Raw genomic sequence first — 22,845 nt, forward strand, 5'->3', positions numbered from 1 at the left:
GTCACGCCGCCTGCGATGTCTTGTCCTTCGGTCAGTTCCGCCGCGGCGGGTCCAGGTGATAGAGCCGGGTCGCGGTGTGCTGCAGGACCTTCGCGACCGTCTCGTCCGGAATTCCGGTCAGCGAACGATCGATGATGTCGCGTGGGCTCGGTGATTCCGAGGCCGGTCCCGGCGAGAGGCTGGTGGCGTGCGGGAAATCGGTTTCGAACATCAGATTGTCGGCCAACTCGCCGATCACCGGTCGCAGCGAACGGTTTTCGAACCAGTACATCCCGTAGATCTGGCGGCGCATATATTCACTGGGTAGCAGCCGATCCGGATATTCGTGGTGCGCACCCACATTGAGCCACTGCCAGTCCATGCTCTCGCCCAGGAAGGGCAGCCAGCCGGCACCGTTCTCCACCGAGACGAAATTCAACTCCGGATAGCGATGGCAGACGCCGCTCACCACCACCTCGGCGATGTTCTGTGCATTGCCGAGCAGCACCAGCGCGCTCTCCTTGGTGAAGTCGAGTTTCTGCGATTGGTCGACCGCACCCTTGAGATCGTCGGGGGAGTTGAGGAAGCCGACGTGGAAATTCATCGACAGTCCCATGTCCTGGGCCTGCCCGAGCAGCGGCTCCCAGTAATCGTCCACCAGGCGGGGCAGGCCGACCTTGTCGTAGCGCGCGGCGAAAAGCACACCCTTGTGGCCCAATTCGTAGGCCCGCTTCATCTCGGTGACCGATTCGTCGATATCCCAGAAGGGCAGCATCATCATCGGAACCAACCGGCGCGAATCCGCCGAACACCACTCGGCCAGCCAGTCGTTGTAGGCGCGAACGCATTCGGTGGCCAGCTCGTGCGGCATCGAATTCAGGAAGACATGACTGTGGAAGCCGAGAATGTTCGGGTACATCACCTGGTAGTAGATGCCGACCTCGTCCATATAGGCGAGCCGTGCCTTGGCGTCGAGCGCGGCAGGGAAGGCCTCGGAGAGTTTCTTCGGATGGGAGGGCGGGAATTCGGGCCATTTCGCCTGTGCGAACGCGCCGACGCCGTAGAGCTTCTTGTCGCCGATGTACCAGTAGTCCTCTTGCCGCCGTTCGTGGAAGCGGACGTGCGGAACCAGATCGCCCCACTTCTTCGAGATCCGCGAGGTCCACAGATCGGCCGGTTCGATGATGTGGGAGTCGACATCGGCGACCGCATATCGCTCACACAGGGCGGCTCCGGCGCCATCGGGGTCAGCCATCCCGAACTCCTTCTGTACCAGGAAGATTATTCATCTATGAGAGTGTTCACTTACTTACTCTAGAGATCGGCCGGGCGATGTACAACCGTCTGCCGCGGCGGATCGGAGTTCAGTGCGCGGATTCCGGCGCCGGTGGCTCGGCCGGGGCGGGGGCCGGGACCGCGCGCAGATGGGGCGCCATCATCAGCGGCGTTACGCTCAGCACGCCCGATTCCACGGGCAGGGTGATGCCGGTGATCCAGCGGGCTTCGTCGCTGGCCAGGAAGGTCGCCGCCCACGCCACGTCCCAGCCGTCGCCCGGGGTGCCGAGCAGACCCGCCTCCGACCGCATCGTGTTCATGAATTCCGCCCGCGGCCCCGGCGCCGACACGGAGAGCACCATCGGCGTCGTGATGTGCCCGGGGGCGATGGCGTTGACCCGAATCCCTTGGCGGCCGTGCGAATACGCCATATCGACGGTCATCGCGAGCAGTCCGCCCTTGGCCGCGGAGTAGGCGACCGTCCCGTCACCGCGCAGCGCCGAGATCGAGGAGATGTTCACGATGGATCCGCCGCCGCGTTCGGTCAGTGCGGGTACCGCGTACTTCGAGGCGAGGAATGCGGTGCGCAGGTTGATATCGAAGGATCGGTCCCAGTCGGCTTCGGAGACGTCGACGACCGTGCCGACCGCGGCCAGGCCGATGTTGTTGACGAGGATGTCCAGCCCGCCGAAGGAGTCGACGGCGGTGCGCACCATGGCCTCGCACGCCGCTGCCTCGGTCAGGTCGGCCGCGAAGACCGCCGCCTTGCCGCCCTCGTCCTCGATCATCCGCAGGGTTTGTTCGGCGCGGTCGCCGTAGCGGTCCACCAGCAGCACGGCCGCACCCTCCCGTGCGAGTGCCACCGCGGTCGCCTTCCCGGTGCCGATCCCGGGCCCGGGCGTCGATCCCGCACCCGTCACGATTGCCACCTTGCCGTCCACGCGGCCCGGACGCTCCACCATGCTCATCTCTCCTTCGCCGTCACCGGTCCTGCTGGCTCACCAGCGCGTCAAAAGTGCCGCGCCGGACTCGATTCCGCCGACATTGGTCACCGCCGCGACCTCGGCACCGGCCACCTGCCGCGCGCCCGCCTCGCCGCGTAGCTGCCGCACCGCCTCGGCGGTGTGGCCGAATCCGGCGTGCAGCCGTCCGCCCGAGAGCTGACCGCCCCAGGTGTTGAGCGGCAGCTCACCACCGAGGACGATGCGCTTGCCGCCGTCGAGGTAGTCGCCGGCCTCGCCGGTGCCGCAGAAACCCATCGCCTCGAGCCACCACACCGCCTCGATACTGAAACCGTCGTAGAGCTGGGCGGTGTCCACATCGGCGGGGGTCAGCGCGGTCCGCGCCCACAGGGCGGCGGCCGTCGCGTAACCGACCCGGCCCATGTCCTCCCACTGATCCCAGGCCGGGCGCCCGTCCACCACGCCGGCCATCGCTTCGATGCGGACCGGTGCGCGCAGATCGGTGGCGGTCTCGGCCGCCGACACCACGATCGCGGTGGCGCCGTCGGCGGGGACGTCGCAGTCGAACAGGCACAGTGGCGAGGAAATCATTCGCGCACCGAGGTAGTCGTCCACGGTCAGCGGCGAGCGGTAGACCGCATCGGGGTTGCGCGCGGCGTGGGCGCGCTGGGCGACCGCGATCCACGCCAATTGTTCACGGGTCAGGCCGTATTCGTGCATGTAGCGGGTCGCGAAGGGTGCGATCTGGCATACCGGTGAGAGCATCCCGACCGGCAGCAGCCACGCCTGCGGCCCCTCGGCGAGCGGTTTGGTCGAGCCGTAGGCGGGACGGCCACCGGCGGCGCGGGCCGCACTGCCCTCCTTCACGGTCCGCCAGATGACGACATGCCGGGCCTGGCGGGTCGCGACCGCCTGAGCCGGGCCGTAGAACGGCAGCGCCATACCTTCGACCAGGCCTTGTCGCCACGTCGTATCGATGCGCAGGGTGTCCTGCACCTCGTAGAGATTGCCGTTGGCGTAGCCGGGGAGGTTGGCGACGCCGCCACCGGGGAACATGGCCAGGCCGTCGATGTCGTCGACGGTCAATCCCGCGTCCGCGACAGCGGCGAGAATGGCGTCGAGCGTCAATTGCAGCCCGGAGCGGTCGAGTCGGCGGGCGATCGCGGATTGGCCGATGCCGGAGATGACGGCGCGGTGTTCGAAGATGTCCGCACTCATCGGTCCGCCTCGCGAGCCAGGAAGCTCGGGACGGCGTAGCCGCCCGGACCGGGCTCGAACCCGATGTCGACGGACATGCCGATCGCGACCTCTTCCGGACCGCAGCCGCGCAATCGACCGGCGATCCGCACCCCCGGGTGATCCGGAAATTCGACCAGCGCGATCGCATACGGCACCTCGAGGTCCGGGAGCCAGCGCTGATAGTTCACGGTGAAGCTGTAAATCGTTCCGGGAGACGTGATTTCGACGAAGTCGGGATTGCGGTGCCGACATCGTCGGCAGATGCCGCGGGGCGGGAAGGAATCGGCCCCGCACGCGGGACAGTGCTCGACCAGCAAACGGCCGGCGGCGGCTCCGGTCCAGAAGGGCTCGGTCTCCTCGGTGACCATCGGCGGGATACCCGGTATCGCGTTCATCCGGCCTCCAGGAGCGAGTCGTTGCTGCCTATAACCTCTATCATGATAAGTGAGCATTTGCTATCTTCGTGTGGTCGGTGCCGATCGGGCACCGGCGCACTGCTCGCCGAAGGAGTCGGATGTCCGCCGACCGCATCGTCTTCGGGGCAGCCGCGATGCCGGAACCGGATCGGGACTGGCTGGCCGCTGCCGAACGCCTGCCCATCGAATCCGTCTGGCAGGGCGGGCATATCCTGCCGCCGAGTCCTACCGGTGAGGCCGTCACTCGTCTGTCGCTGATGGTCGCATGGACCGAACGCGTCCGGGTCGGAACCGCGACGCTGCTGCTACCGCTCTATCAGCCGGTGATCGTGGCCAAGCAGCTCGCCGACCTGGATGCTCGCTCCGGCGGCCGGGTGTCGGTCGGTCTCGGGGTCGGCGGGGAGTTCCGGCACGAATTCGAGGCCGTCGGTGTGCCGCTGTCCGAACGCGGGCCGCGCACCGACGAGGCGATGGATGTACTGCGGGCGCTGTGGCGCGACGAACCGGTCGATCACGAGGGCCGGTTCTTCCGATTTCGCGATCTGCACCTGCGCCCGGTCCGCGGCCCCGGCGGTTCCGTCATGCGGCCCGGCGGCCCCCCGTTGATCGTGTCCGGGCGCCGAGCCCCGGCGATGCGGCGCGCCGCCCGCCGAGGAGACGGCTGGATGCCGTACCTGATGTCACCGTCCGCATATGCCCGCTCCGTCATCGCGATTCGGCAGGAGGCGGCGGCGATCGGCCGCGACCTCACCGGCTTCGAGTGGACGATGTATCTGTACTGCTCGATCCGCCGCGACGGCGACCGCGCCCGCGCCGAAGTGGCCGATTTCCTCGGTGGCGCCTACGGCGACAAACCCGGTGACATGCTGCGGCGAATCGCGCCGGCCGGGACACCGGAGGAGGTCGCGGTGCGGCTCCAGGACTACGTCGACGCGGGCGTGCGGCATTTCGTCATCGCGCCGGCTACGCGGTCGGACACGCTGGACGTGGTTCGGCTCGCCGCCGAAGAGGTGCTGCCGAGATTGGAACTGCCGGTTCGGGTCGGGCAATGAGCTCCGAATGTGCTGGTAACGGGGACCTTTCGGTGGGCAATTGGTGCCCGCGACGAGTGCGTCGGATCTCGCGGACAGCGTCGCGACACCGGCCCGCAGGGGCCTGTTCGGCGGGCACGGCGACTGCGGATCGTTGGTCGAAAGGACTCTGACGATGAGTGGCGAACGTCCCTGCGCGGATCTGACGGTGGTCGAAATCGCGGTGGGAGTCAGCGATCTCGGGCTCGGGCCGGCCGGTGGGCTGCCGGGCATGCTGCTCGCCGATCTCGGTGCGAGCGTGATACGGGTGGTCGGGGAGCTCGTGCCGATCGACACCGATGTGCCGTGGGGCCGCGTCTGGCATCGCGACAAGCGCATCGTCACCACCACCGATGCGGCCGAAATCTCCGCGTTGCTGCGAACGGCCGATGTCGCGCTAGTCTATGGCCCGGAGGAACTCGTCGAGGCGCGCGGACTGGGGTTCCGTCGTTGTGCCGCAACGAATCCCGCGCTCGTCTACGCCCGCTGCCGGCCGAGCCGCACCGAAGCCGGAACGGTCGAGGATTTCGGACTGCTGGTCGAGGCGCGTGCCGGCTTCTGCACGCAATTGCAGGGGCATCGTCCCGGGCCGATCTTCCCCGAGGTTCGTGCGTCCGGCATGGGGGCTGCCTTCCTGCTGCTCACCTCGGTGTTCGCGCTGCTGCGTCGCCGCGTCGGCACCGGCACGGGCGGATGGAGCGAAACCTCGCTCTACGACGGAATGCTGGCCACCCTCGGCTGCATGATCGGCCGGTCCGAACGCGCCGCACCCGAAGTCGAATCCTATTGGGAGCACGGCTCGACCTTCCCGAACTTCCTCTACCGCTGCGCCGACGGCGAACTGCTGCAAGTGTGGTTCGGCGGTAAGGGCATGTACCAGGCGGTGATCGAGGTGCTCGGCGACGAACCCAGTCCGGACGGGTACTACACCGACCAGACCACCGGAAAACTGCGGGCACGGGCCCAGCGGTGGACATCGTTCTTCGCCACCCGGCCGCGCGAGGTGTGGGTGGAGCGGCTGCGCGCCGCCGGAGTGGCCTGCGAGCCGGTGCTGGGGCCGGGGGAGGTGCTGCGTGATCCGCACAGCACCGAAACCGGTGTGGCCGTTACGCGTTCCGAGCACGGTCGCGAGGACCTGATGATCGGCTCGCCGTTCGTGATCCATCCGCTGCGGCCGGCACCCGCTGCGCCCGTTGTCGAGCGAACGCGCGCTGCCGCAAGTCTTTTCGACGGCCTGCGCGTCGTGGACTTCTCGGCGTTCGTCGCCGGGCCACTCGCCGCCGAGGTGCTGGCGGACCTCGGTGCCGACGTGATCAAGGTGGAACCACCGGGCGGTGAGGCCATGCGGGCCGCCGCCTATGCGGTGGCGGCCTGTCAGCGCGGAAAGCGCAGTCTCGCATTGGATATCAACGCTCCCGAGGCGCGGCCGGTGGTCGAGAAACTGCTCGCTTCCGCCGATGTGGTGTTGCACAACTTCCGCGTCGGCGTCGCGGAACGGCTCGGCATCGACGCGGACACCGTGGCTCGCCTGAATCCGAACGCGGTGTACTGCCACGCCAGTGCCTTCGGCCCCACCGGCCCGCGGGCGGCGTATCCGGGCAACGACGCTTTGATGCAGGCGTTGACCGGTGTCGAGCGCGCGATCGGCGGCGCGGGCAACGAGCCGCTGGCCGCGACCTGGATACCGATCGATATGGCCGGTGGCTGGGTCGCCGCCGCCGGCATCGCGCTGGGTCTCTACGCCCGGGCCACCCAGCAGCGCGGCCAGCAGGTGATCACCAGCCTGCTCGGCGCCGGAATGCTCATGCACTGCGGGGTTTTCGTGCGCGACGGCGAACTCGTCACGGGCCCGGTACTCGACGAGCGGCAGACCGGGTACGGGCCCGGCTACCGCATCTACGAGGGCTCCGACGGCGAATGGTTCGCCCTGGTGATCGCCGACCGCGAATCCTGGTGCCAGCTGGACGAATTCGTCGGTACCGGTACCGGCGGGGCGGGCTTGGGGGACTACGTCCCGCTGCGCAACGGCGACGACAGCGCCGCCCGCGCCGCCGAGGCGACACTCGAATCCACCTTCGCGACCGCCCCCGCCGCCGAATGGGTGCGACGGCTACGCGAACTCGGCATTTCCGCCGAGCTCATCGAGCCGATGAACCGCGACAGCTTCCGCCACGCCGTCCTGGACGATCCGGTCAACCGCCAACTAGGCCGCGTCGTCGGATACCGCACCGCCGACTGGGGCTATTTCGAACAGATCGGCCCCCTGCTGCGCACGGGCCCCGATGTCCTCGGCGGCCCGCGGCTGATGATTCCGGGCGTCGGCGAACACACCGCGGAGGTGTTGGGCGAGTTGGGGTTCGACGAAGCTCACGTGGACGAATTGCTTGCCACGAAGGTCGCCCGTCAGCTGGACTGACGCGACCGGCCCGACCTATCGCCGGGTCGGGTTGGCGGGCCGCGAGATTTCAGTTCAGTCCGAGGAGGCCCGCGGTGTTCCCGCGCAAGACCTGGTGGCGGACCGTGGGATCGCAGGATTCCAGCCGAGGGAGGTAGTCGCGTGGTTCGCGCAAGCCCTCGGGGTGGGGGAAGTCGGAGCCGAACAGGACGTGGTCGGCGCCGATGGCGTCGATCAGGTCGTGCACATCGTCCTCGGGAAACGGGCAGACCCAGAGGTGTTCGGCCAGCGCTTCGCTCGGGTGAGGCGGGAGCTTGCCGCCGATCATCGGGCCGCGGCGGCCGAGCGCCGCGGCCTTGTCGATCGTTTTGAACAGTGGCCGAAGCCAATTCGAGCCGTTCTCGATCGAGACGATCTTCACGCCGGGGTGGCGGCCGAAGAGGTTGTGCAGCGTGAGCGCGATCAAGGTGTCGACCACCGGGCGTTCGGTATTGCACAGTGCCCATTGCAGTGGTGACTGCTGATGCGACGGGTTGTCCGGATTCTCCGACCAGTGCGTCCCGTAGAAGTGCTGGTAGCCGCTGTTGGATACGTGGAATGCCACCGGAATTCCGGCATCGGACACGGTGGCCCAGAACGGATCGAATACGGGGTCGGCGGGGGAGCGGCCCGCGATCGGACCGGGGCACAGGTGCACCATCCGCGCACCGGCGTCGAGCACCCGGCGCAGTTCCCGAACGCTCTGGTCGATGTCGAGCAGCGACAGCATCGGTACGCCGAACAGCCGTCCGTCCGCGCCGTATCCCCAGTCCTCCTCGAGCCAGCGGTTGAAGGCGCGCAGGCTCGCGTAGGTGAGCTCCACGTCGTCACGCAGGTCGTATTCCACGGCGACACCCAGCGTCGGCAGCATGATCGTGGCCTCCACGCCCTGCCGGTCGAGAACGGCCAAACGTGCACCGCGGTCGGCGAATTCCGGATGGTCCCTCGAGGTCACCACCTCGCGATGGGTGAATCCGTCCGCGACGCCCCCGACGAACAGTCCCTGCAACGCCCCCGGCGCCGAGGCGTAGTCGCCGGGCATCACGCTCATGAAGGTGCGTTGCCCGCGCAGGAAGACGCGGCCCAGTCCGTCGGTGCCGCGTTCGACCCGGATGGTGCGATCGGCGAAGCGCGACTCGATATGGCGCGAGAAGCAGTCGTCGGGTTCGTAGTAGTGCCCGTCGGCGTCGATCAACCCGTATTCCATCGCTGCGCTACCTCCGGGATCGCCCGCGGACAGGAATGTGCGCTCCGAGTAATGGCATCTGAGTAAGTGAGCACACAGTTACTAACTTCGCATCGGCGGTAGAGGATGTCAAGGTCGCGCCCTGTTCCGCGGAGAGAGTCGGCCTGCGGGCAGGTGTGGTGAATCGGCGTCGGAACCGCCGTCGCGCTCCTAATATGAGTGAGCACTCGCTTGACAACCGCGGCGCGGCGGTTCGGTCCGTGGCGCACTCGAATCGATAGAGGTACGCAGTGAAAGTTGTTGTCGCCTACGAGGTCGGCCGGCCCCTCGAAATCGAAGATCTGCCTCTGCCGGAACCCGGCCCCCACGACGTGGTGGTGCGGCTGAGTGCCGGCGGCATCTGTCATACCGACCTCACCGTCATCAACGGGCTCTCGCCGCTGCCGCTGCCGATCGTGCCGGGCCACGAGGGGTGCGGGGTGGTGGCGGAGGTGGGCGCCGAGGTGCGCCGGGTGCGCGTGGGCGATCGGGTGCTCGCCTCGGTGACCCCGGCCTGCGGACAGTGCTGGTCGTGCGTCAACGGTATGTCGAACCATTGTGAGCTGAACGCGGAAGTGAAACGGCGGCAACGCTTCCGCCTCGCCGACGGCCGCTCGGCCGCGGCGGTGTGCGGCTGCGGAACCTTCGCCGAGGCGATGGTCGTGCACGAGGCGTCGGTGGTCGCGGTGCAGACCGATCTGGCCGATGAGCAGCTCGCCCTGCTCGGCTGCGGGGTGACCACGGGTCTCGGCGCCGCGCTCAACACCGCCGGCGTCACGCCGGGCTCGTCGGTGGCGGTGATCGGCTGCGGCGGGGTGGGGCAATCGGTGATCCAGGGGGCGCGTATCGCCGGCGCTGCCACGATCGTCGCCGTCGATCCGATGCCCGGCCGCCGGGAGGCGAGTATCGGGGTGGGCGCCACCCACACCGTCGACCCGCAGGCCGGCGATCCGGTCGCGCAGGTGCGTGAGTTGACCGGCGGGCGCGGCGCCGACTTCACCTTCGAGGTGGTCGGCCGTCCGGAACTGGTCACCCAGGCCGTCGATATGGCCCGGGTGGAAGGGGTGGTGACGCTGGTCGGCATGCCGTCGACCACGGATGTCCTCACGCTGCCCGCGATCTCGACGGTGTTCTCCGGCAAGCGGATCGCCGGATCGGTGGTCGGCGGTGCGCAGATCCTGCGCGACTTCCCGCGCTTCATCCGGCTCGCCGAGGCGGGACGCCTGGATCTGGAATCGATGATCACTCATCGCATTTCGCTCGACGAGATCAACAAGGGTGTGGACCTGCTCTCGCGGGCCGAGGGGGTGCGCACGGTCATCGTCGGATGACGCGGTGGGTGCCGCTGAACCCGGTTCGACCTCGCAACGAATCGCCGGCAACCCTGGCGCCCGACCCGGCATCCGGCTACCTTGTATGTAAGTGTTCGCTTTGTTACCGGAGTTGGGAGATCCCATGTCGTTCAGCTGGTTCATATCGGTTGATGACCATCTCATCGAGCCGGCGCGGCTGTGGCAGGAGCGGTTGCCGGAGAAGTGGCGCGAGACCGGGCCCCGGATCGTCCGCGAGGACAAGTCGGAATTCTGGGTCTACGAGGACCGCCAGATCGTCACCACCGGCCTCAACGCCGTCGCCGGTAAGAAGCGTGAGGAATTCTCCCCCGAACCCATCACCTACGAGGAGATGCGACTCGGCTGCTACGACCCGGCGGCGCGGGTGGCCGATATGAACCAGGGGCATGTGCTGTCGTCGATGCTTTTCCCCTCGCTTCCGCGCTACTGCGGCCAGATCTTCCACGAGGCGAAGGACAAGGAACTCGCGCTGCTGTGCGTGCGGGCCTGGAACGATTTCATCCTCGAGGAATTCGCCCAGGCCTATCCCGGCCGCTTCATCCCGATGATGATCATTCCGCTCTGGGATCCGGTCGCCGCCGCGGCCGAAATCGAACGCACTGCCGGGCTGGGTGCCAAATCCATTGCCTTCTCGGAGAATCCGACCAAACTCGGCCTGCCGTCGATTCACACCGACTTCTGGGACCCGGTCTTCCGCGCCTGCGACGACACCGGATTCGTGATCTCGATGCACGTCGGATCGTCCTCCAATATGATCCGCACCTCCGAGGATATGCCGACGCTGGCCTTCATGGCCTACTCGGCGGCTGCGAATCAAGCAGGGACGCTGTTGGATTGGTTGTTCAGCGGCAATTTCGTGAAGTACTCGAACCTGAAGATCGCTCTCTCCGAGGGGTCCATCGGCTGGATGCCGTACTTCCTGGAACGTGCCGAGCAGGTGGTCGACAAACAGCGGTTCTGGGCCTCGCGGTTCGACATCAGCATGAACGCCACGCACGAACGCGGCGAGCAGAAGGGCACGGCGACCTTCGATCTGGATACCGATATCCGGCGCCTGTTCCGCGACCACGTATACGGCACCTTCATCGAGGATCAGGCGGGAATCCGGCTGCTGGACATCATCGGTGAGGACAACGTGATGCTCGAATGCGATTACCCGCATTCGGATTCCACCTGGCCGGATACCGTCCGGATGGCCGGCAAGTGGCTCGGTCATCTCCCGCAGGACGTGCAGGACAAGATCACCGTCGGCAACGCGTCGCGGGTCTACGACTTCACGCCCGCCGATCCGGCCTCGATTCCCGAGTCGTGACATGTCGCGGGCCGGTGACGGTCCGCATATGCCGAGGTCCGCCCACCATGGTGGGCGGACCTTCGCGTTTCGGTGTCCCTGCGCGCGAACGCGGCGGGGCTCAGCTCAATACGATCGCCCGTTCCGGGCAGTTGTCGGCGGCCTCGCGGGTGCGGTCCCGGAGTTCGGCCGGTATCTCGGAAACCGTTGTGCGGCCGTGCCCTTCGTCGTCGAGGTCGAAGACCTCCGGGCAGATCTCCCAGCAGCGGGCGTGGCCCTGGCAGCGGTCGGGGTCGACGGATACGTGCATGACTGTCCTCCGGGGTCGGGGCGATTCAGTAGGTGGCCGACAGCGCCCAGGGGCCGTCGGGGAACGGCCGCCCCAGCAGTTCCATGCTGTAGGCGATGCGTCCGGTGTCCTCGCGCGAATTGCACAGCAGCACAGCGGCTTCGGCCATGGCGTCGTCCGGTTCGACCGGGGTGTTGTCCGGGGTGTGTGGCGAGACCACGGCGACACCGGGCGTCATGACCAGACCGGAGGTGCCCAGGCAGTTGATCCGCACGCCGGTGCCGTACACCTCGGCCGCCAGGCCGGTGGTCAGGCGATCGAGCGCGGACTTGCACATGCCGTAGGGCACGCAGCCGTCGGCGGCCCAGTCCGGATAGGGCGGGCCGAGGGGATGGCGCGCCTGTTTGGAGGTGATGTTGAGGATCCAGCCGCGTCCGCGTTCGATCATTCCGGGAATCGCCAACTGGCACAGGCGAAACGGTGTGTGCACCATCATCTGGAACATCAGGCCGTAGCGGTTCGGGCGAATGTCGAGCGCCGGGCCGTAGAAGTTCACCCCGGCATTGTTGACGAGGGTGTCGACCGGGCCGAGCAGCGCTTCGGCGCGCGCCACGACCGTCTCCACGTGCGCGGGAACCGTCAGATCGGCGCGGATCGCGGCTGCCCGGCCGCCGTGATCGCGAATATGAGCCACGACCTCCTCGATGGAGCCGGGGAGGGCCGAGGCGCCCGGTTCGGCGGTGCGAGCCACCACCGCCACTGCCGCGCCCTCGGCGGCGAAGCGCTCGGCGATCCGCCGCCCGATGCCGCGGCTCGCGCCGGTGACTATTGCGGTCCGGCCGTCCATCGATCCCACGTCGACTCCTGCGCTGTGCGCTCCGGAACGGGCCGCCGGAGCATACGGTCTAGCAAGTAAGTACCTACTTTCTCACGGTACCCGGTGATATGCGAGCGGTTCTGGCGTTATGTTGAGTGAGTACCTGCTTATTTGTGCTCGGGCCGCCCGCGCCGGGAAGGATGGAAAACCATGCATGACATCGTGATTCGCGGTGGAGACGTGGTCGACGGAACGGGTGCCCCGCCGCGTCGGGCGGAGGTGGCGATCGACGGGGACCGGATCGCGGATATCGGCTCGGCGGTCGGTCCCGGGCGCCGGGTGATCGATGCGTCGGGCCGGTATGTGACGCCCGGGTTCATCGACGTGCACACCCATCTGGATGCCCAGCTGTTCTGGGATCCGCTCGCCACGCCCTCGTGCTATCAGGGGGTGAGCACGGTGGTGATGGGCAATTGCGGGGTCACCTTCGCGCCGGTGCGGCCGGGGCAGGAGGGCTACCTGGCGGCGATGATGGAGTCGGTGGAAGACATCCCCGCAGACACGATCATGGCCGGGCTGGACTGGGGCTGGCAGACCTACGGTGACTATCTGAAAACCCTGGGCAACCGCGAACTCGGAGTCAACGTCGGCGGGCTGATCGGTCACGCCGCCCTGCGCTACTACGTGATGGGGGAGCGCAGTCTCGACGAGGCGCCCGCCACCGCCGAGGACCGCGCCGCGATGGCGGAACTGGTCGGCGAGGCCGTCGACGCCGGCGCGCTGGGCTTCTCGACCTCCCGGACCTATATGCACACCGTGCCGGACGGGCGGCCGGTGCCGGGCACCTTCGCCGACGCCGAGGAGCTGTCGGCGATCGCCGGCGTCCTCGCCGAACGCGGGCGCGGCACTTTTCAGGTGGTCCCGCGCATCGGCGAGCGCGACGGCGCCGACCGTGCCAATTCCCGCGCCGAGATGACGTGGATGGAAGGGGTGAGCCTGAATTCGGCTCGGCCCCTGACCTTTTCGATCATGCAGAGCGACCGGCGTCCCGGGCTGTGGTCCTGGGTGATGGAACAGACGGCCGGGGCCCGGGCGCGGGGCGCCGATCTGCGACCGATGACCGCGGTGCGCGGCAGCGCGATCGTCTACGGCATCGCCGGGCGCACCCCTTACGACGCGCTGCCCACCTGGTCCGAGGTGATGGCCGAGCCGCCCGACGTGCGGCTCCGGTCGCTGGCCCGCGGTGATGTCCGCGACCGTCTGATCGCCGAGGCCGAACTGCCCTCGCAGGCATCGGGTCCGCTGGCGCCGAAGGATCCGGCGAAAATGTATCTGCTGCCGCCGGGTTCGGCCGCTTACGACGTCGGGGTGGACAACAGCCTGGCCGCCGAGGCGCGGCGGCGCGGGGTCGGGGCCGCGGCCGCCTTCATCGACTACACGCTCGAGACGGGCGGACGTGGACTGCTGTATTACCCGGTGCTCAACCAGGATCTGGACGCGGTCGCACGAATGATCACCAACCCCGACGTCGTCCTGGGGGTCGCGGATGCGGGTGCGCATGTCGCGCTCACCATGGACGCCGGCAATGCGACCTATTTTCTGCGGCACTGGGTGCGCGATCGGGCGCTGCTGGGGATCGGTCCGGCGATCCGGCGGCTGACCGTCGATGCCGCCGATCTGTTCGGTATCGCCGACCGCGGGGTGCTCGCACCGGGCGCGTACGCCGATGTGAACGTCATCGATCTGGCGAATCTCGATCTGTTCGCCCCCGAGATGGTCGCCGACTTCCCCTTGGGTGCACAGCGATTCGTGCAGCGGGCGCGCGGTTACGACTACACGCTGGTCAACGGGCGGGTACTCGTCGATCACGACGAAACGACCGGTGTGGTTCCCGGACGGTTGGTCACCGCGCGCTGAGAACCTCGTGTGCTCGGCGCCGTCGATGCGGGCCGTTGCCCCCGCATCGAGCCGCCGTTACGATGACGAAGTTAGAGAACACTTACTTAGTTGGGAATCGGGGTGGCACCCATGAGCCATGAGGCCGTGATCATTTCGGGCGCGCGCACGGCGATCGGGACGGCATACAAGGGATCGCTGACCGAAACCGACGCCTTCACGCTGGGAACGGCGGCCGTCGCCGAAGCGGTGCGCCGCGCGGGTGTCGAACCGGAACTGGTCGATGACGTCATCCTCGGCGAATCGCTGTACGGCGGCGGGGCGATCGGCCGCTATGTCGCCATCGAGGCCGGATTGGTGAATGCGCCCGGCATCGCGCACAACCGGCACTGCGCCTCCGGGCTGTCCACGCTGCAGAGCGCGGCCGCGTCGGTCATCGCCGGGATGGATCGGATCGTCGTCGCCGGCGGTGTGCAGTCGAGTTCGACGGCGCCGAAGGTGAATCGGCGCATTCCGGGCTCCGAGGAATGGGAGGAGGACTGGCTCGCGCCGAGCCACCGCGAAACCCCTGACGCACCCGTGCGCGATATGTCGATCACGGTCGGGTGGAATGCCGCGGTGCAGGCCGGGATCACGCGCGCGCAGATGGACGAGTGGGCGTTGCGTTCCCATCAGCGCGCGGTGGCCGCGATCGACGCCGGCAGCTTCACCGAGGAGATCGTGCCGATCGAGGTGACCCGTCGCGACGGCAGCACGGTCACCTTCGCCGTCGACGAACATCCCCGGCGCACCTCGTCGCTGGAGAAGCTGTCGGCGTTGAAACCGCTGCACCCCGAGATCGAGGGCTTCGGCATCACCGCGGGAAACGCCGCCGGTATCAACGATGGCGCCGGTGCGCTGGTGGTCGCGGATCGTGCGGTGGCTCGCGCGCGCGGGATCGAGCCGCTGGCCGTGGTCCGGACGTGGGCCTCGGTGGGCGTGGCGCCCGCAGACACCGGACTGGCGCCCGCGCCCGCGATCGAGAAGGTGCTCGCGCGCGCCGGATTGTCGGTGGCCGATGTGGCGCTGTGGGAGATCAACGAGGCATTCGCCTCGGTCGCGGTCGCCGCGACCCGCGCGCTGGGACTCGACGAGGAGAAGGTCAACGTCCTCGGAAGTGGTTGCAGTCTGGGACATCCCGTGGCGATGACGGGAACCCGGATGGTGTTGAGCCTCGTGCACGAACTGCGGCGCCGCGGCGGCGGGGTCGGCGTCGCGGCGATGTGCGCGGGAGGTGGGATGGGCACCGCGGTCGTGGTCGAGGTGCCCTGAGGTCAGGTTCTCACCGAGGTTCGAGGGTTTTCAGCAGGGCGTGGGTGTCCTGCTGGAACACCCGGATCTCGCGGACCATGCCGTCGGCGAAGGAGAACAGCTCCACCACGTCGACCGTGGCGTGCCGCCCCGATTCCCTGGCCGTCCAGGTCTGGGTGGTCAGTTGCACCACCGACTCCGCGGAGCCGAAGATGCGCGGATTGTCGATACTGCGCTCCCAGTACCGTCCGAACGATTCGCCCATGGCGGCCACCCCGGCATGTCCGTGGTAGCTGCCGCCGTGCGGCAGCGAGCCCGGCTGTTCGATCCGGATGTCGGGGTGGAACAGCGCCAGCGCGCCGGCGCCGTCACCGGCGGCGAAACGGCGCGACAACTCCGTCACGATCTCCAGGCCGTCGCGCGACGGCGTGTGGCGCCGCGAATCAGGCTGTGTGGTCATCGGATTCGGCTCCCTCGATCACCGGGAAGAACCCCTTGACCGTGCCCTCGCTGATCAACGTGACGGCCCGGTCGCGGTCCGCCTTCTTGGCGGTGCCGTGCCGGGTCTCCAGGGCCTGCATCAGTGCCATACCCATCACGGCGCGGGCGGAGATGTCGGGTGATTCGAAGGGGAATCCGTAACGATCCTCGACCTCGCGCCACGCCTCGGCCAGCCGGTCCATGGCGACCGCGAAATTCTCACGGTAGAACCGCCGGGCCACCTGTGGATCGCCGAACAGCACCAGTCCCAGGAGCGGCAGTACCTCGTCGAGCGTCGAAATCAGTTGGCGGTAGAGACCTTTGAGCGTCTCCAGCTGGCGCTGCGGGGTCAGCGGCTGATCGCGGTCGACCACGGCGGTCGCGGCCACCAGATCGTCGACGGCCGACTTGAGCGGTTCCACCACCGCCTCGAAGAAGAGTTGATCCTTACTCTCGAAGTGCCGGTAGATGATTCCCTCGCTGATACCGCTGTGCTCGGCGATCATCTTGACCGTGGTGCCGTTCATATCGCCGGTCTCGCTGAAGGCGCGGCGCGCGGCGGCCAGAATCGAACTCTTGCGGGCCTCGGCGGTGAGCCGGCGTCGCACCGGCGGTGCGCCGTCGGCGGGGGTGGACGGGATGGTGGAACTCCCGGTCGTCGTGGTTCTGGCCACGAGTCCTCCTCGTTTCCGGGCGGTCGCCGGTGCCGATCGGCGTTTGTTAGTGGGTACACACTTTATCCTAGTGCGCCCGCGACGGCATCCACGGATCGGCGTGATGATGTCGATCTCTCCAGGTAGAACCGGGTTCTCGCATTTCCTTGCGGAGTAAGTAATCACCTACTAAGCTCCCAGGCGACCGTCCTTCGGGTCCGGAGTTCCGGGTGGAGTGTGTTATGGACAGGCAAGCGCTGGAACACAGCCTCGCGCGCCGATTGCTCGACCACATCGATGAGGGCACCACCGATCTGGCGCCGGACATCCTCGAGTTGCCGACCGATATCTATTCGCCGCGACGGCACGCCGAGGAATTCGACGTCCTGTTCCGCGGTCACCCGCTGGTGTTGTGCCTGTCCGGCGCGCTTGCGCATGCGGGCACCTATCGCACCGTCGACCTGTGCGGCGTGCCGATTCTGTTGACCCGCAACGACGAAGGCCGCGTTCGCGCCTTCGCCAACGCCTGCCGCCACCGCGGCGTGCGGGTGGTCGACGGCGGCGGCGCCCGCAGCCGATTCGCCTGTCCGTTCCACTCGTGGACCTACGATCTGGACGGCCGCCTCGTCGCCGTTCCCGTGGAGGACGCCTTCACCGGGATGTGTTTGGAGCGCAAGGGGCTCGTGGAACTGCCCGTCGGTGAGGGGTACGGGCTGATCGTCGGATCGCTGCGCCCCGGGCCCGCCGTGGATGTCGACGAATATCTCGGTCCCGGCCTGGCGGACGAACTCGCGGTGCTCGAGTTCGCGGACTGGGAGTTGTACGGCGAGCCGCACGTCCACCAGGTGGGAGCCAACTGGAAGGTCACGCTCGACACCTTCCGCGAGAACTACCACTTCCGCTTCCTGCACCGCCGGACCCTGGCGAAATACGCCTACGGCGGCGTGCTGACCTTCGACCCGTTCGGCCGGCATCTGCGCAACTGCTCCGCGCTGCGCACGATCGACGAACTGCGCGAGGTGCCCGACGAGCAGTGGGGTGACGTGATGGGCCATATCAGCCTGCAGTACGCGCTGTTTCCGAATACCAGCCTCACCTTCGACAGCCGGCACGTGGAGCTGTGGCAGATCGTCCCGGTCGACGCGAACTCCTCCGAGGTGGTGCACAGCACGTACTTGCGCCCCGGCCTGAGTGAGTCCGAACGGGCCAAGGCGGTGGAGATGGCCCCCTGGATCTGCGAGACCGTGGTGGACGGGGAGGACTTCTGGGTGGCGGCCCGGACCGAACCCGGCATCCGGGCCGGCGTGCTCGACACCATCGTCTTCGGCCGCAACGAGCCCGCGCCCCAGCATCTGCACCGCGGTTTCGACGACGCGCTGGCGGCCGCCCGCCGGGCGTGAGAATGCCTGACCACCTTGCTGATTCGCACTCTCCGGGAGGACCCATGGATCTGTTGCTGCGCCGCGCCCGGCTGGTCGACGGAAGCGGGGCACCCGGAAGGTCCGCCGAGGTGGGGATCACCGGTGACCGCATCACCGCCGTCGGCGCGCCCGGCGAGCTGACACCGGGACCGGCCACACGCGTCGTCGATCTCGACGGGCTCACGCTCACACCGGGTTTCATCGACATCCACACCCACTACGACGCGCAGATCCTCTGGGACGGTGATCTCACCCCCTCCTGCTGGCACGGTTTCACCACCGTGATCATGGGCAACTGCGGCTTCGGGGTGGCGCCGACCCGGCCGCCGCATCGCGAAATCATCGTGCGCACATTGGAAAACGTCGAGGGCATGTCGATGGAGGCGCTGAACGCCGGCATCGACTGGTGCTTCGAGACCTTCCCGCAGTATCTCGACGCGCTGGAGCGCCGGCGTAAGCGGCTCAATGTCGGTGCGTTCCTGGGACATACGCCGCTGCGGCTGTTCGTCCTGGGCGGTGAGGAACGCGCCGCGACCCCCGCGGAGCTCGACACCATGCGCGCGCTGGTGCGGGAGGCGGTGACGGCCGGTGCGGTCGGACTGTCCACCTCGCGCCAGCCGGCTCATCAGGGTGCGTTCGGCCGCCCGGTGCCCAGCCGCTTCGCGGAGGTGGACGAGGTCGACGCGCTGGCCGCGGAACTGGGGGCGGTCGGCAAGGGCATCCTCCAGGTGTCGATCGGACCCGGCATGTTCGTCGATCAGTTCTCGGATCTGTCCGTGCGCTACGGCATTCCGGTCACCTGGACCGCTCTGGTGGCGCGCGCCGACAGACCAGGCGCGGCGATGCGCACGGTGGAGCGCGGCGGCGCGCTGCCGGGCGAGGTGTATCCGCAGATCGCCTGCCGGCCGATCGTCATGCAGGTCAGCCTCGCCGATCCCACTCCGCTGGGGGAGGTCGACGAGTGGAAGGAGGTGCTCGCCCGGCCGCGGGAGGAGCGCGCCGAGCTCTACCGCGACGCGGCATGGCGGGAACGGGCCCGCCCGGCGACGCTGGCCGCATGGGCGCATCGGTGGCCCAAGGTCGCCGTGGAGGAGACCGTCGCCGATCCGGACGCGGTGGGAATACCCTTGGACCGCTTGGCCGCCGAACGCGGAACCACCGCCTTCGATCTCATGCTCGATGTCGCGCTCGCCGACGGGATGTCGACGCGCTTCCGTGTGGTCCTGGACAACGACGGTGACGACGAGATCGGCGATCTGCTCGCCGACAAGCGGACGATCCTGGGCCTGTCCGATGCCGGCGCGCACGCCAGTCAGCTCTGCGACGCCTGCTATTCCACCCACCTGCTGGGGCATTGGGTGCGCGAGCGCAAGGCCGTCGGACTGGAAGACGCGGTGTGGCGGCTGACCGGCCAGCCGGCCCATGCTTTCCGCATCCGCGAGCGCGGGCTGATCCGCGCGGGGTACTTCGCCGACTTGGTGGCCTTCGATCCCGCGACGGTCGGCACGACTCCGATCGAGCGGGTGCACGATCAGCCCGGGGGAGCGGATCGGCTCGTCGTGCGCAGCACCGGAGTCGCGCACATGTGGGTCAACGGCGTGCAGACGCGCCGAGACGGCGTGGATGTGGCCGGCACGGCGGCCGGACGGCTGCTGCGCAGCTGATCGACCACGATTCCGGACCGACCGGCGCGCCGAGGGGGCCGCGGAACAGTACGCGGCCCCCTCGGCATTCGGTACCCGGCACGGAATGGCCGATCAATCCGTATCGATCCACACGGATTTGACCTCGAGATATTCCGCCAGCGAATGCGGACCCATCTCGCGTCCGTATCCGCTCATCTTGTAACCGCCGAAGGGCACCGCCGGATCGAACAGCAGCATGGTGTTGACCCACACGGTGCCCGTCCGCAACCGTCCCGCCAGCCGGTGCGCGGTGCCGATGTCGCGGGTCCAGATTCCCCCCGCCAGACCGTAATCGGAGTCGTTGGCCCGCTCGGCCACCTCGTCGAGGGTGTCGAACGGCAGTACGCAGGCCACCGGACCGAAGATCTCCTCGCGCGCGATCCGCATCTCGTCGCGCACATCCGCGAAGACCGTGGGCTCCACGAAATAGCCGGCGGCGAGATCGCCGGTGACGATGCGCGCCCCACCGGCGGTGGTGCGCGCGCCCTCGGCCGGGCCCATCGCCAGGTACTCGGACACCCGGGTCAGCTGCCGGTGGGAGACCAGCGGGCCGATCCGGGTCCGCGGGTCCAGGCTGTTGCCGACGGTGAGCGAACGCGCGAAATCCGAGAGACGAGCGACGAATTCGTCGTAGACGGGCCGCTCGACGAAGATACGTGTCCCGGCACAACAGGTCTGGCCCGAATTCGAGAACACGCCCATGCCGGCGCCCGGAACCGCCTTGTCCAGATCGGCATCGGCGAAGACCACATCGGGAGATTTGCCGCCCAATTCCACCGAGACGCGCTTGAGGGTGTCGGCGGAGGAGCGGATGATCTCGCGCCCCACCGCGGTCGAGCCGGTGAAAGCGATCTTGTCCACGCCCGGATGTGTGGTCAGCGCGGCGCCGACGGATTCCCCGTCGCCGGTCACGATATTCACCACGCCGTCGGGAATTCCGGTCTCGCTCAGCAATTCCCCGAGCCGCAGCGCGGCCAGGCTCGCCTCCTCGGCGGGTTTGAGCACCAGGGTGCAGCCGGTGGCCAGCACCGGAGCGATCTTCCACACTGCGTTGGCGACGGGGCGATTCCACGGCACGATCGCGGCGACGACCCCGACCGGCTCCTTGACGGTATAGCTGAACACCGAGCCCGGAATCGAATTCGGCAGTGTCTCACCGTGAATCTTGGTCGCCCAGCCCGCGTAGTACCGCAGTACCTCGGCCTCCCAGGCGCGCGAGCCCGGGCGGCGGCGGCCCAGCGGCGACCCCATATCGAGCGATTCGAGCAGTCGCAGTTCGTCGAAGTGCTCCTGAACCTTGTCCGCGAACGCCCACAGCAGGGCCTGGCGATCGCGCGGGGAGAACTGCTGCCAGGGGCCCACCAGCGCCGCGCGGGCCGCGGTGACCGCGCGGTCGGCGTCGACGGCGTCGGCGGCGGCCAGTTCGGCGATCACCGCACCGGTGGAGGGATCGATGCTGGTGAAGGTGCGCCCGGCGGCCGCGGCTTCCCACCGGCCGCCGATCAGCAGGCGTTTGGTGCGGCCGTCGAGGAATGCGGGGAGCGAGGCGAGTGCTCCGGTGCTTGTCGACATGGAGATCCTTCCTGACCACGGCGCATCGAGCGGGCCGAGCCGGACAGGTTGTGAGTAAGAACTTACTAACACATGGTAGGTCACCGCTTCCGCGCAGCCGCTAGAAAGTGATCACTTACCCTGTTACTGTGAGTTGGCGCCCACTCGGTGCCCGAGCCGCCAGAGGAAACCATGGAGAAGACAACGCCCGAGGGCGTACGCCTGCCCGATGATTGGTGTCTGCGCCAGTTCGACCACCTCTCGCCCGAACTCGCCGCCACGCTGCCCGAGACGATGGCCCGCATGCGTGAGTTGTGTCCGGTGGCCCACAGCGACCGATACGGCGGATTCTGGGTGGCCTCCGGATACGAGGAGGTGCTGAGCGTCGCGCAGAACTGGTCGGTGTTCAGCTCCGCGCACGGCCTGTCGGTCACCGGCACCAAGGGCGTGGTGCGCAATCTGCCCGTCGAGGTGGATCCGCCCGAACAGCGCGCCTACAAAAGCCTCATCACCCCGTACTTCACACCCGCCGCGGTCGCCGACTGGGAACAGCCGACGCGCGATCTGGTCACCCGCCTGCTGGACGGTTTCCTCGCCGACGGACAGTGTGAATTCATGGATGCCTTCGCCCGGCCGCTGCCCAGCCTGGCGTTCTTCGAACTCGCCATCGGCGCGCCCGCCGACGAACTCGACACCGTGTCGCGGCTGGCCTCGCGGTCGTCGATTCCGAATCATCCCGAGTCGCGTGAATGCTGGAAGGGCCTGTACGCCTGGGTCAAAGGCTTCCTCGCCACCCGCCGCGAACAACCGCCGCGCGGGGATGTGGTCGACGCGGTGCTGGCCGCCGAGATCGACGGCGTGCCATTGACCGAGGACGAAACCATCGGTGCGGTACAACTTCTCATTCTCGGCGGACTCGAAACCACCGCCGGCGCACTCGGATTGATGGTGGAGCGGTTCTGTCGCGAGCCCGAGATTCCGCAGTTGCTGCGCGAACGCCCCGAGCTGATGCCCAAGGCTGTCGAGGAACTGCTGCGGCTGGATTCACCGTTCGTCTCGGTGGGCCGCACCGCGGTCCGCGAGACCGAATTGGCCGGACACGCCATCGAATCCGGCGACAAGCTGCTCATCCATTGGGCCTCGGCCAATCGCGACGCCGGCGAATTCCCGGATCCGGACCGATTCGATCCGAATCGAACTCGCAACCGCCACTTCGCCTTCGGTGCCGGCCCGCATCGCTGTGCGGGCTCCAACCTCGCCCGCCTGAACCTGCGCGTGGCGCTGGAGGAGATCGTGCAACGCATGGATCGGATCGCCATCCGGGACGGGGCGGAGATTCGCTATCACGCCGGTCTCACCCGTTCACCGCTCAGCCTGCCGATCACCTTCGTCGTCCGCGAACCGGATCGCACCGCGAGCTAGTTCGGGTGCGGCGGGCCGATGGTTCGTGGTGACGAAAAGCCCGTTCGCACATGGTCGTCGATGGGAAGCCGGTGCGGTTGACGCGGTTTCGCCGAACC

Annotated in this window: 19 protein-coding genes; 9 read left to right on the plus strand and 10 right to left on the minus strand. The window is 67.9% G+C overall.

The window, feature by feature from the left end; translation table 11 throughout:
* Positions 1–31: 31 nt before the first annotated feature.
* The 4 genes from RJ03_RS06935 to RJ03_RS06950 form a co-directional block, all read right to left on the minus strand.
* Positions 32–1,234, minus strand: coding sequence for an amidohydrolase family protein (locus tag RJ03_RS06935; protein ID WP_051024402.1), 1,203 nt, complete (start codon positions 1,232–1,234; stop codon positions 32–34).
* A gap of 109 nt (positions 1,235–1,343) precedes the next feature.
* Positions 1,344–2,222 carry an SDR family NAD(P)-dependent oxidoreductase gene (locus RJ03_RS06940; protein WP_218000930.1) on the minus strand — a complete coding sequence of 293 codons (879 nt, stop codon included), beginning with the start codon at positions 2,220–2,222 and terminating at the stop codon, positions 1,344–1,346.
* Between the two features lie 30 nt (positions 2,223–2,252).
* The gene (locus RJ03_RS06945) at positions 2,253–3,434 is read right to left on the minus strand and encodes a thiolase C-terminal domain-containing protein (protein WP_036499134.1); all 1,182 of its coding nucleotides are present in this window, start codon (positions 3,432–3,434) and stop codon (positions 2,253–2,255) included.
* Positions 3,431–3,850 carry a Zn-ribbon domain-containing OB-fold protein gene (locus RJ03_RS06950; RefSeq protein ID WP_036499137.1) on the minus strand — a complete coding sequence of 140 codons (420 nt, stop codon included), beginning with the start codon at positions 3,848–3,850 and terminating at the stop codon, positions 3,431–3,433. Before RJ03_RS06950 ends, RJ03_RS06945 begins: the two co-directional genes overlap by 4 nt.
* 119 nt (positions 3,851–3,969) lie before the next feature.
* Between RJ03_RS06950 and RJ03_RS06955 the strand changes: the two genes are divergently transcribed.
* Together RJ03_RS06955 and RJ03_RS06960 are read left to right on the plus strand one after the other, a co-directional pair.
* On the plus strand, positions 3,970–4,923 hold the full coding sequence (locus RJ03_RS06955; protein WP_036499141.1) for an LLM class flavin-dependent oxidoreductase: 954 nt from the start codon (positions 3,970–3,972) through the stop codon (positions 4,921–4,923).
* A gap of 154 nt (positions 4,924–5,077) precedes the next feature.
* Entirely contained in the window at positions 5,078–7,357 is a 2,280-nt protein-coding gene (locus tag RJ03_RS06960; protein ID WP_036499249.1) for a CaiB/BaiF CoA-transferase family protein, read from the plus strand.
* A 49-nt stretch (positions 7,358–7,406) separates the two neighbouring features.
* Here the strand turns inward: RJ03_RS06960 and RJ03_RS06965 are convergent, their stop codons facing one another.
* Positions 7,407–8,582: an amidohydrolase family protein gene (locus tag RJ03_RS06965; RefSeq protein ID WP_036499145.1), complete on the minus strand. Its 1,176-nt coding sequence runs from the start codon at positions 8,580–8,582 to the stop codon at positions 7,407–7,409.
* 269 nt (positions 8,583–8,851) lie between these two features.
* Between RJ03_RS06965 and RJ03_RS06970 the strand changes: the two genes are divergently transcribed.
* On the plus strand, positions 8,852–9,931 hold the full coding sequence (locus tag RJ03_RS06970) for a Zn-dependent alcohol dehydrogenase (protein ID WP_036499148.1): 1,080 nt from the start codon (positions 8,852–8,854) through the stop codon (positions 9,929–9,931).
* Positions 9,932–10,055: 124 nt separating this feature from the next.
* Entirely contained in the window at positions 10,056–11,264 is a 1,209-nt protein-coding gene (locus tag RJ03_RS06975) for an amidohydrolase family protein (protein ID WP_036499150.1), read from the plus strand.
* Positions 11,265–11,364: 100 nt separating this feature from the next.
* Here RJ03_RS06975 and RJ03_RS06980 read toward each other — a convergent pair whose 3' ends face one another.
* Both RJ03_RS06980 and RJ03_RS06985 read right to left on the minus strand, forming a co-directional pair.
* Positions 11,365–11,553 carry a ferredoxin gene (locus RJ03_RS06980; RefSeq protein ID WP_036499152.1) on the minus strand — a complete coding sequence of 63 codons (189 nt, stop codon included), beginning with the start codon at positions 11,551–11,553 and terminating at the stop codon, positions 11,365–11,367.
* A 25-nt stretch (positions 11,554–11,578) separates the two neighbouring features.
* Positions 11,579–12,379 carry an SDR family NAD(P)-dependent oxidoreductase gene (locus tag RJ03_RS06985; protein WP_218000934.1) on the minus strand — a complete coding sequence of 267 codons (801 nt, stop codon included), beginning with the start codon at positions 12,377–12,379 and terminating at the stop codon, positions 11,579–11,581.
* 180 nt (positions 12,380–12,559) lie between these two features.
* Here RJ03_RS06985 and RJ03_RS06990 point away from each other — a divergent pair, with 180 nt between their 5' ends.
* Together RJ03_RS06990 and RJ03_RS06995 are read left to right on the plus strand one after the other, a co-directional pair.
* On the plus strand, positions 12,560–14,266 hold the full coding sequence (locus RJ03_RS06990) for an N-acyl-D-amino-acid deacylase family protein (protein ID WP_036499156.1): 1,707 nt from the start codon (positions 12,560–12,562) through the stop codon (positions 14,264–14,266).
* Between the two features lie 111 nt (positions 14,267–14,377).
* A complete protein-coding gene (locus RJ03_RS06995; RefSeq protein WP_036499158.1) occupies positions 14,378–15,556 on the plus strand; it encodes a thiolase family protein in 1,179 nt (392 codons plus the stop codon).
* Between the two features lie 10 nt (positions 15,557–15,566).
* Here the strand turns inward: RJ03_RS06995 and RJ03_RS07000 are convergent, their stop codons facing one another.
* Positions 15,567–15,995 (minus strand): nuclear transport factor 2 family protein, encoded by a 429-nt coding sequence (locus tag RJ03_RS07000; protein ID WP_036499160.1) that lies wholly within the window; start codon positions 15,993–15,995, stop codon positions 15,567–15,569.
* Positions 15,979–16,689 carry a TetR/AcrR family transcriptional regulator gene (locus RJ03_RS07005; protein WP_245552202.1) on the minus strand — a complete coding sequence of 237 codons (711 nt, stop codon included), beginning with the start codon at positions 16,687–16,689 and terminating at the stop codon, positions 15,979–15,981. Before RJ03_RS07005 ends, RJ03_RS07000 begins: the two co-directional genes overlap by 17 nt.
* Positions 16,690–16,910: 221 nt before the next feature.
* Here RJ03_RS07005 and RJ03_RS07010 point away from each other — a divergent pair, with 221 nt between their 5' ends.
* Together RJ03_RS07010 and RJ03_RS07015 are read left to right on the plus strand one after the other, a co-directional pair.
* Complete coding sequence (locus RJ03_RS07010) at positions 16,911–18,068, plus strand: aromatic ring-hydroxylating oxygenase subunit alpha (RefSeq protein WP_036499162.1); 1,158 nt, start codon at positions 16,911–16,913, stop codon at positions 18,066–18,068.
* Between the two features lie 44 nt (positions 18,069–18,112).
* A complete protein-coding gene (locus RJ03_RS07015; protein ID WP_036499164.1) occupies positions 18,113–19,753 on the plus strand; it encodes an N-acyl-D-amino-acid deacylase family protein in 1,641 nt (546 codons plus the stop codon).
* 93 nt (positions 19,754–19,846) lie between these two features.
* On the opposite strand, the gene RJ03_RS07020 is transcribed toward RJ03_RS07015, so the two are convergent.
* Complete coding sequence (locus RJ03_RS07020) at positions 19,847–21,346, minus strand: aldehyde dehydrogenase family protein (protein ID WP_036499167.1); 1,500 nt, start codon at positions 21,344–21,346, stop codon at positions 19,847–19,849.
* Positions 21,347–21,517: 171 nt separating this feature from the next.
* Here RJ03_RS07020 and RJ03_RS07025 point away from each other — a divergent pair, with 171 nt between their 5' ends.
* Positions 21,518–22,747, plus strand: coding sequence for a cytochrome P450 (locus RJ03_RS07025; protein WP_036499169.1), 1,230 nt, complete (start codon positions 21,518–21,520; stop codon positions 22,745–22,747).
* The last annotated feature ends 98 nt before the right edge of the window (positions 22,748–22,845 follow it).

Source organism: Nocardia aobensis NBRC 100429 (assembly GCF_000308375.1).
Lineage (GTDB): Bacteria > Actinomycetota > Actinomycetes > Mycobacteriales > Mycobacteriaceae > Nocardia > Nocardia aobensis.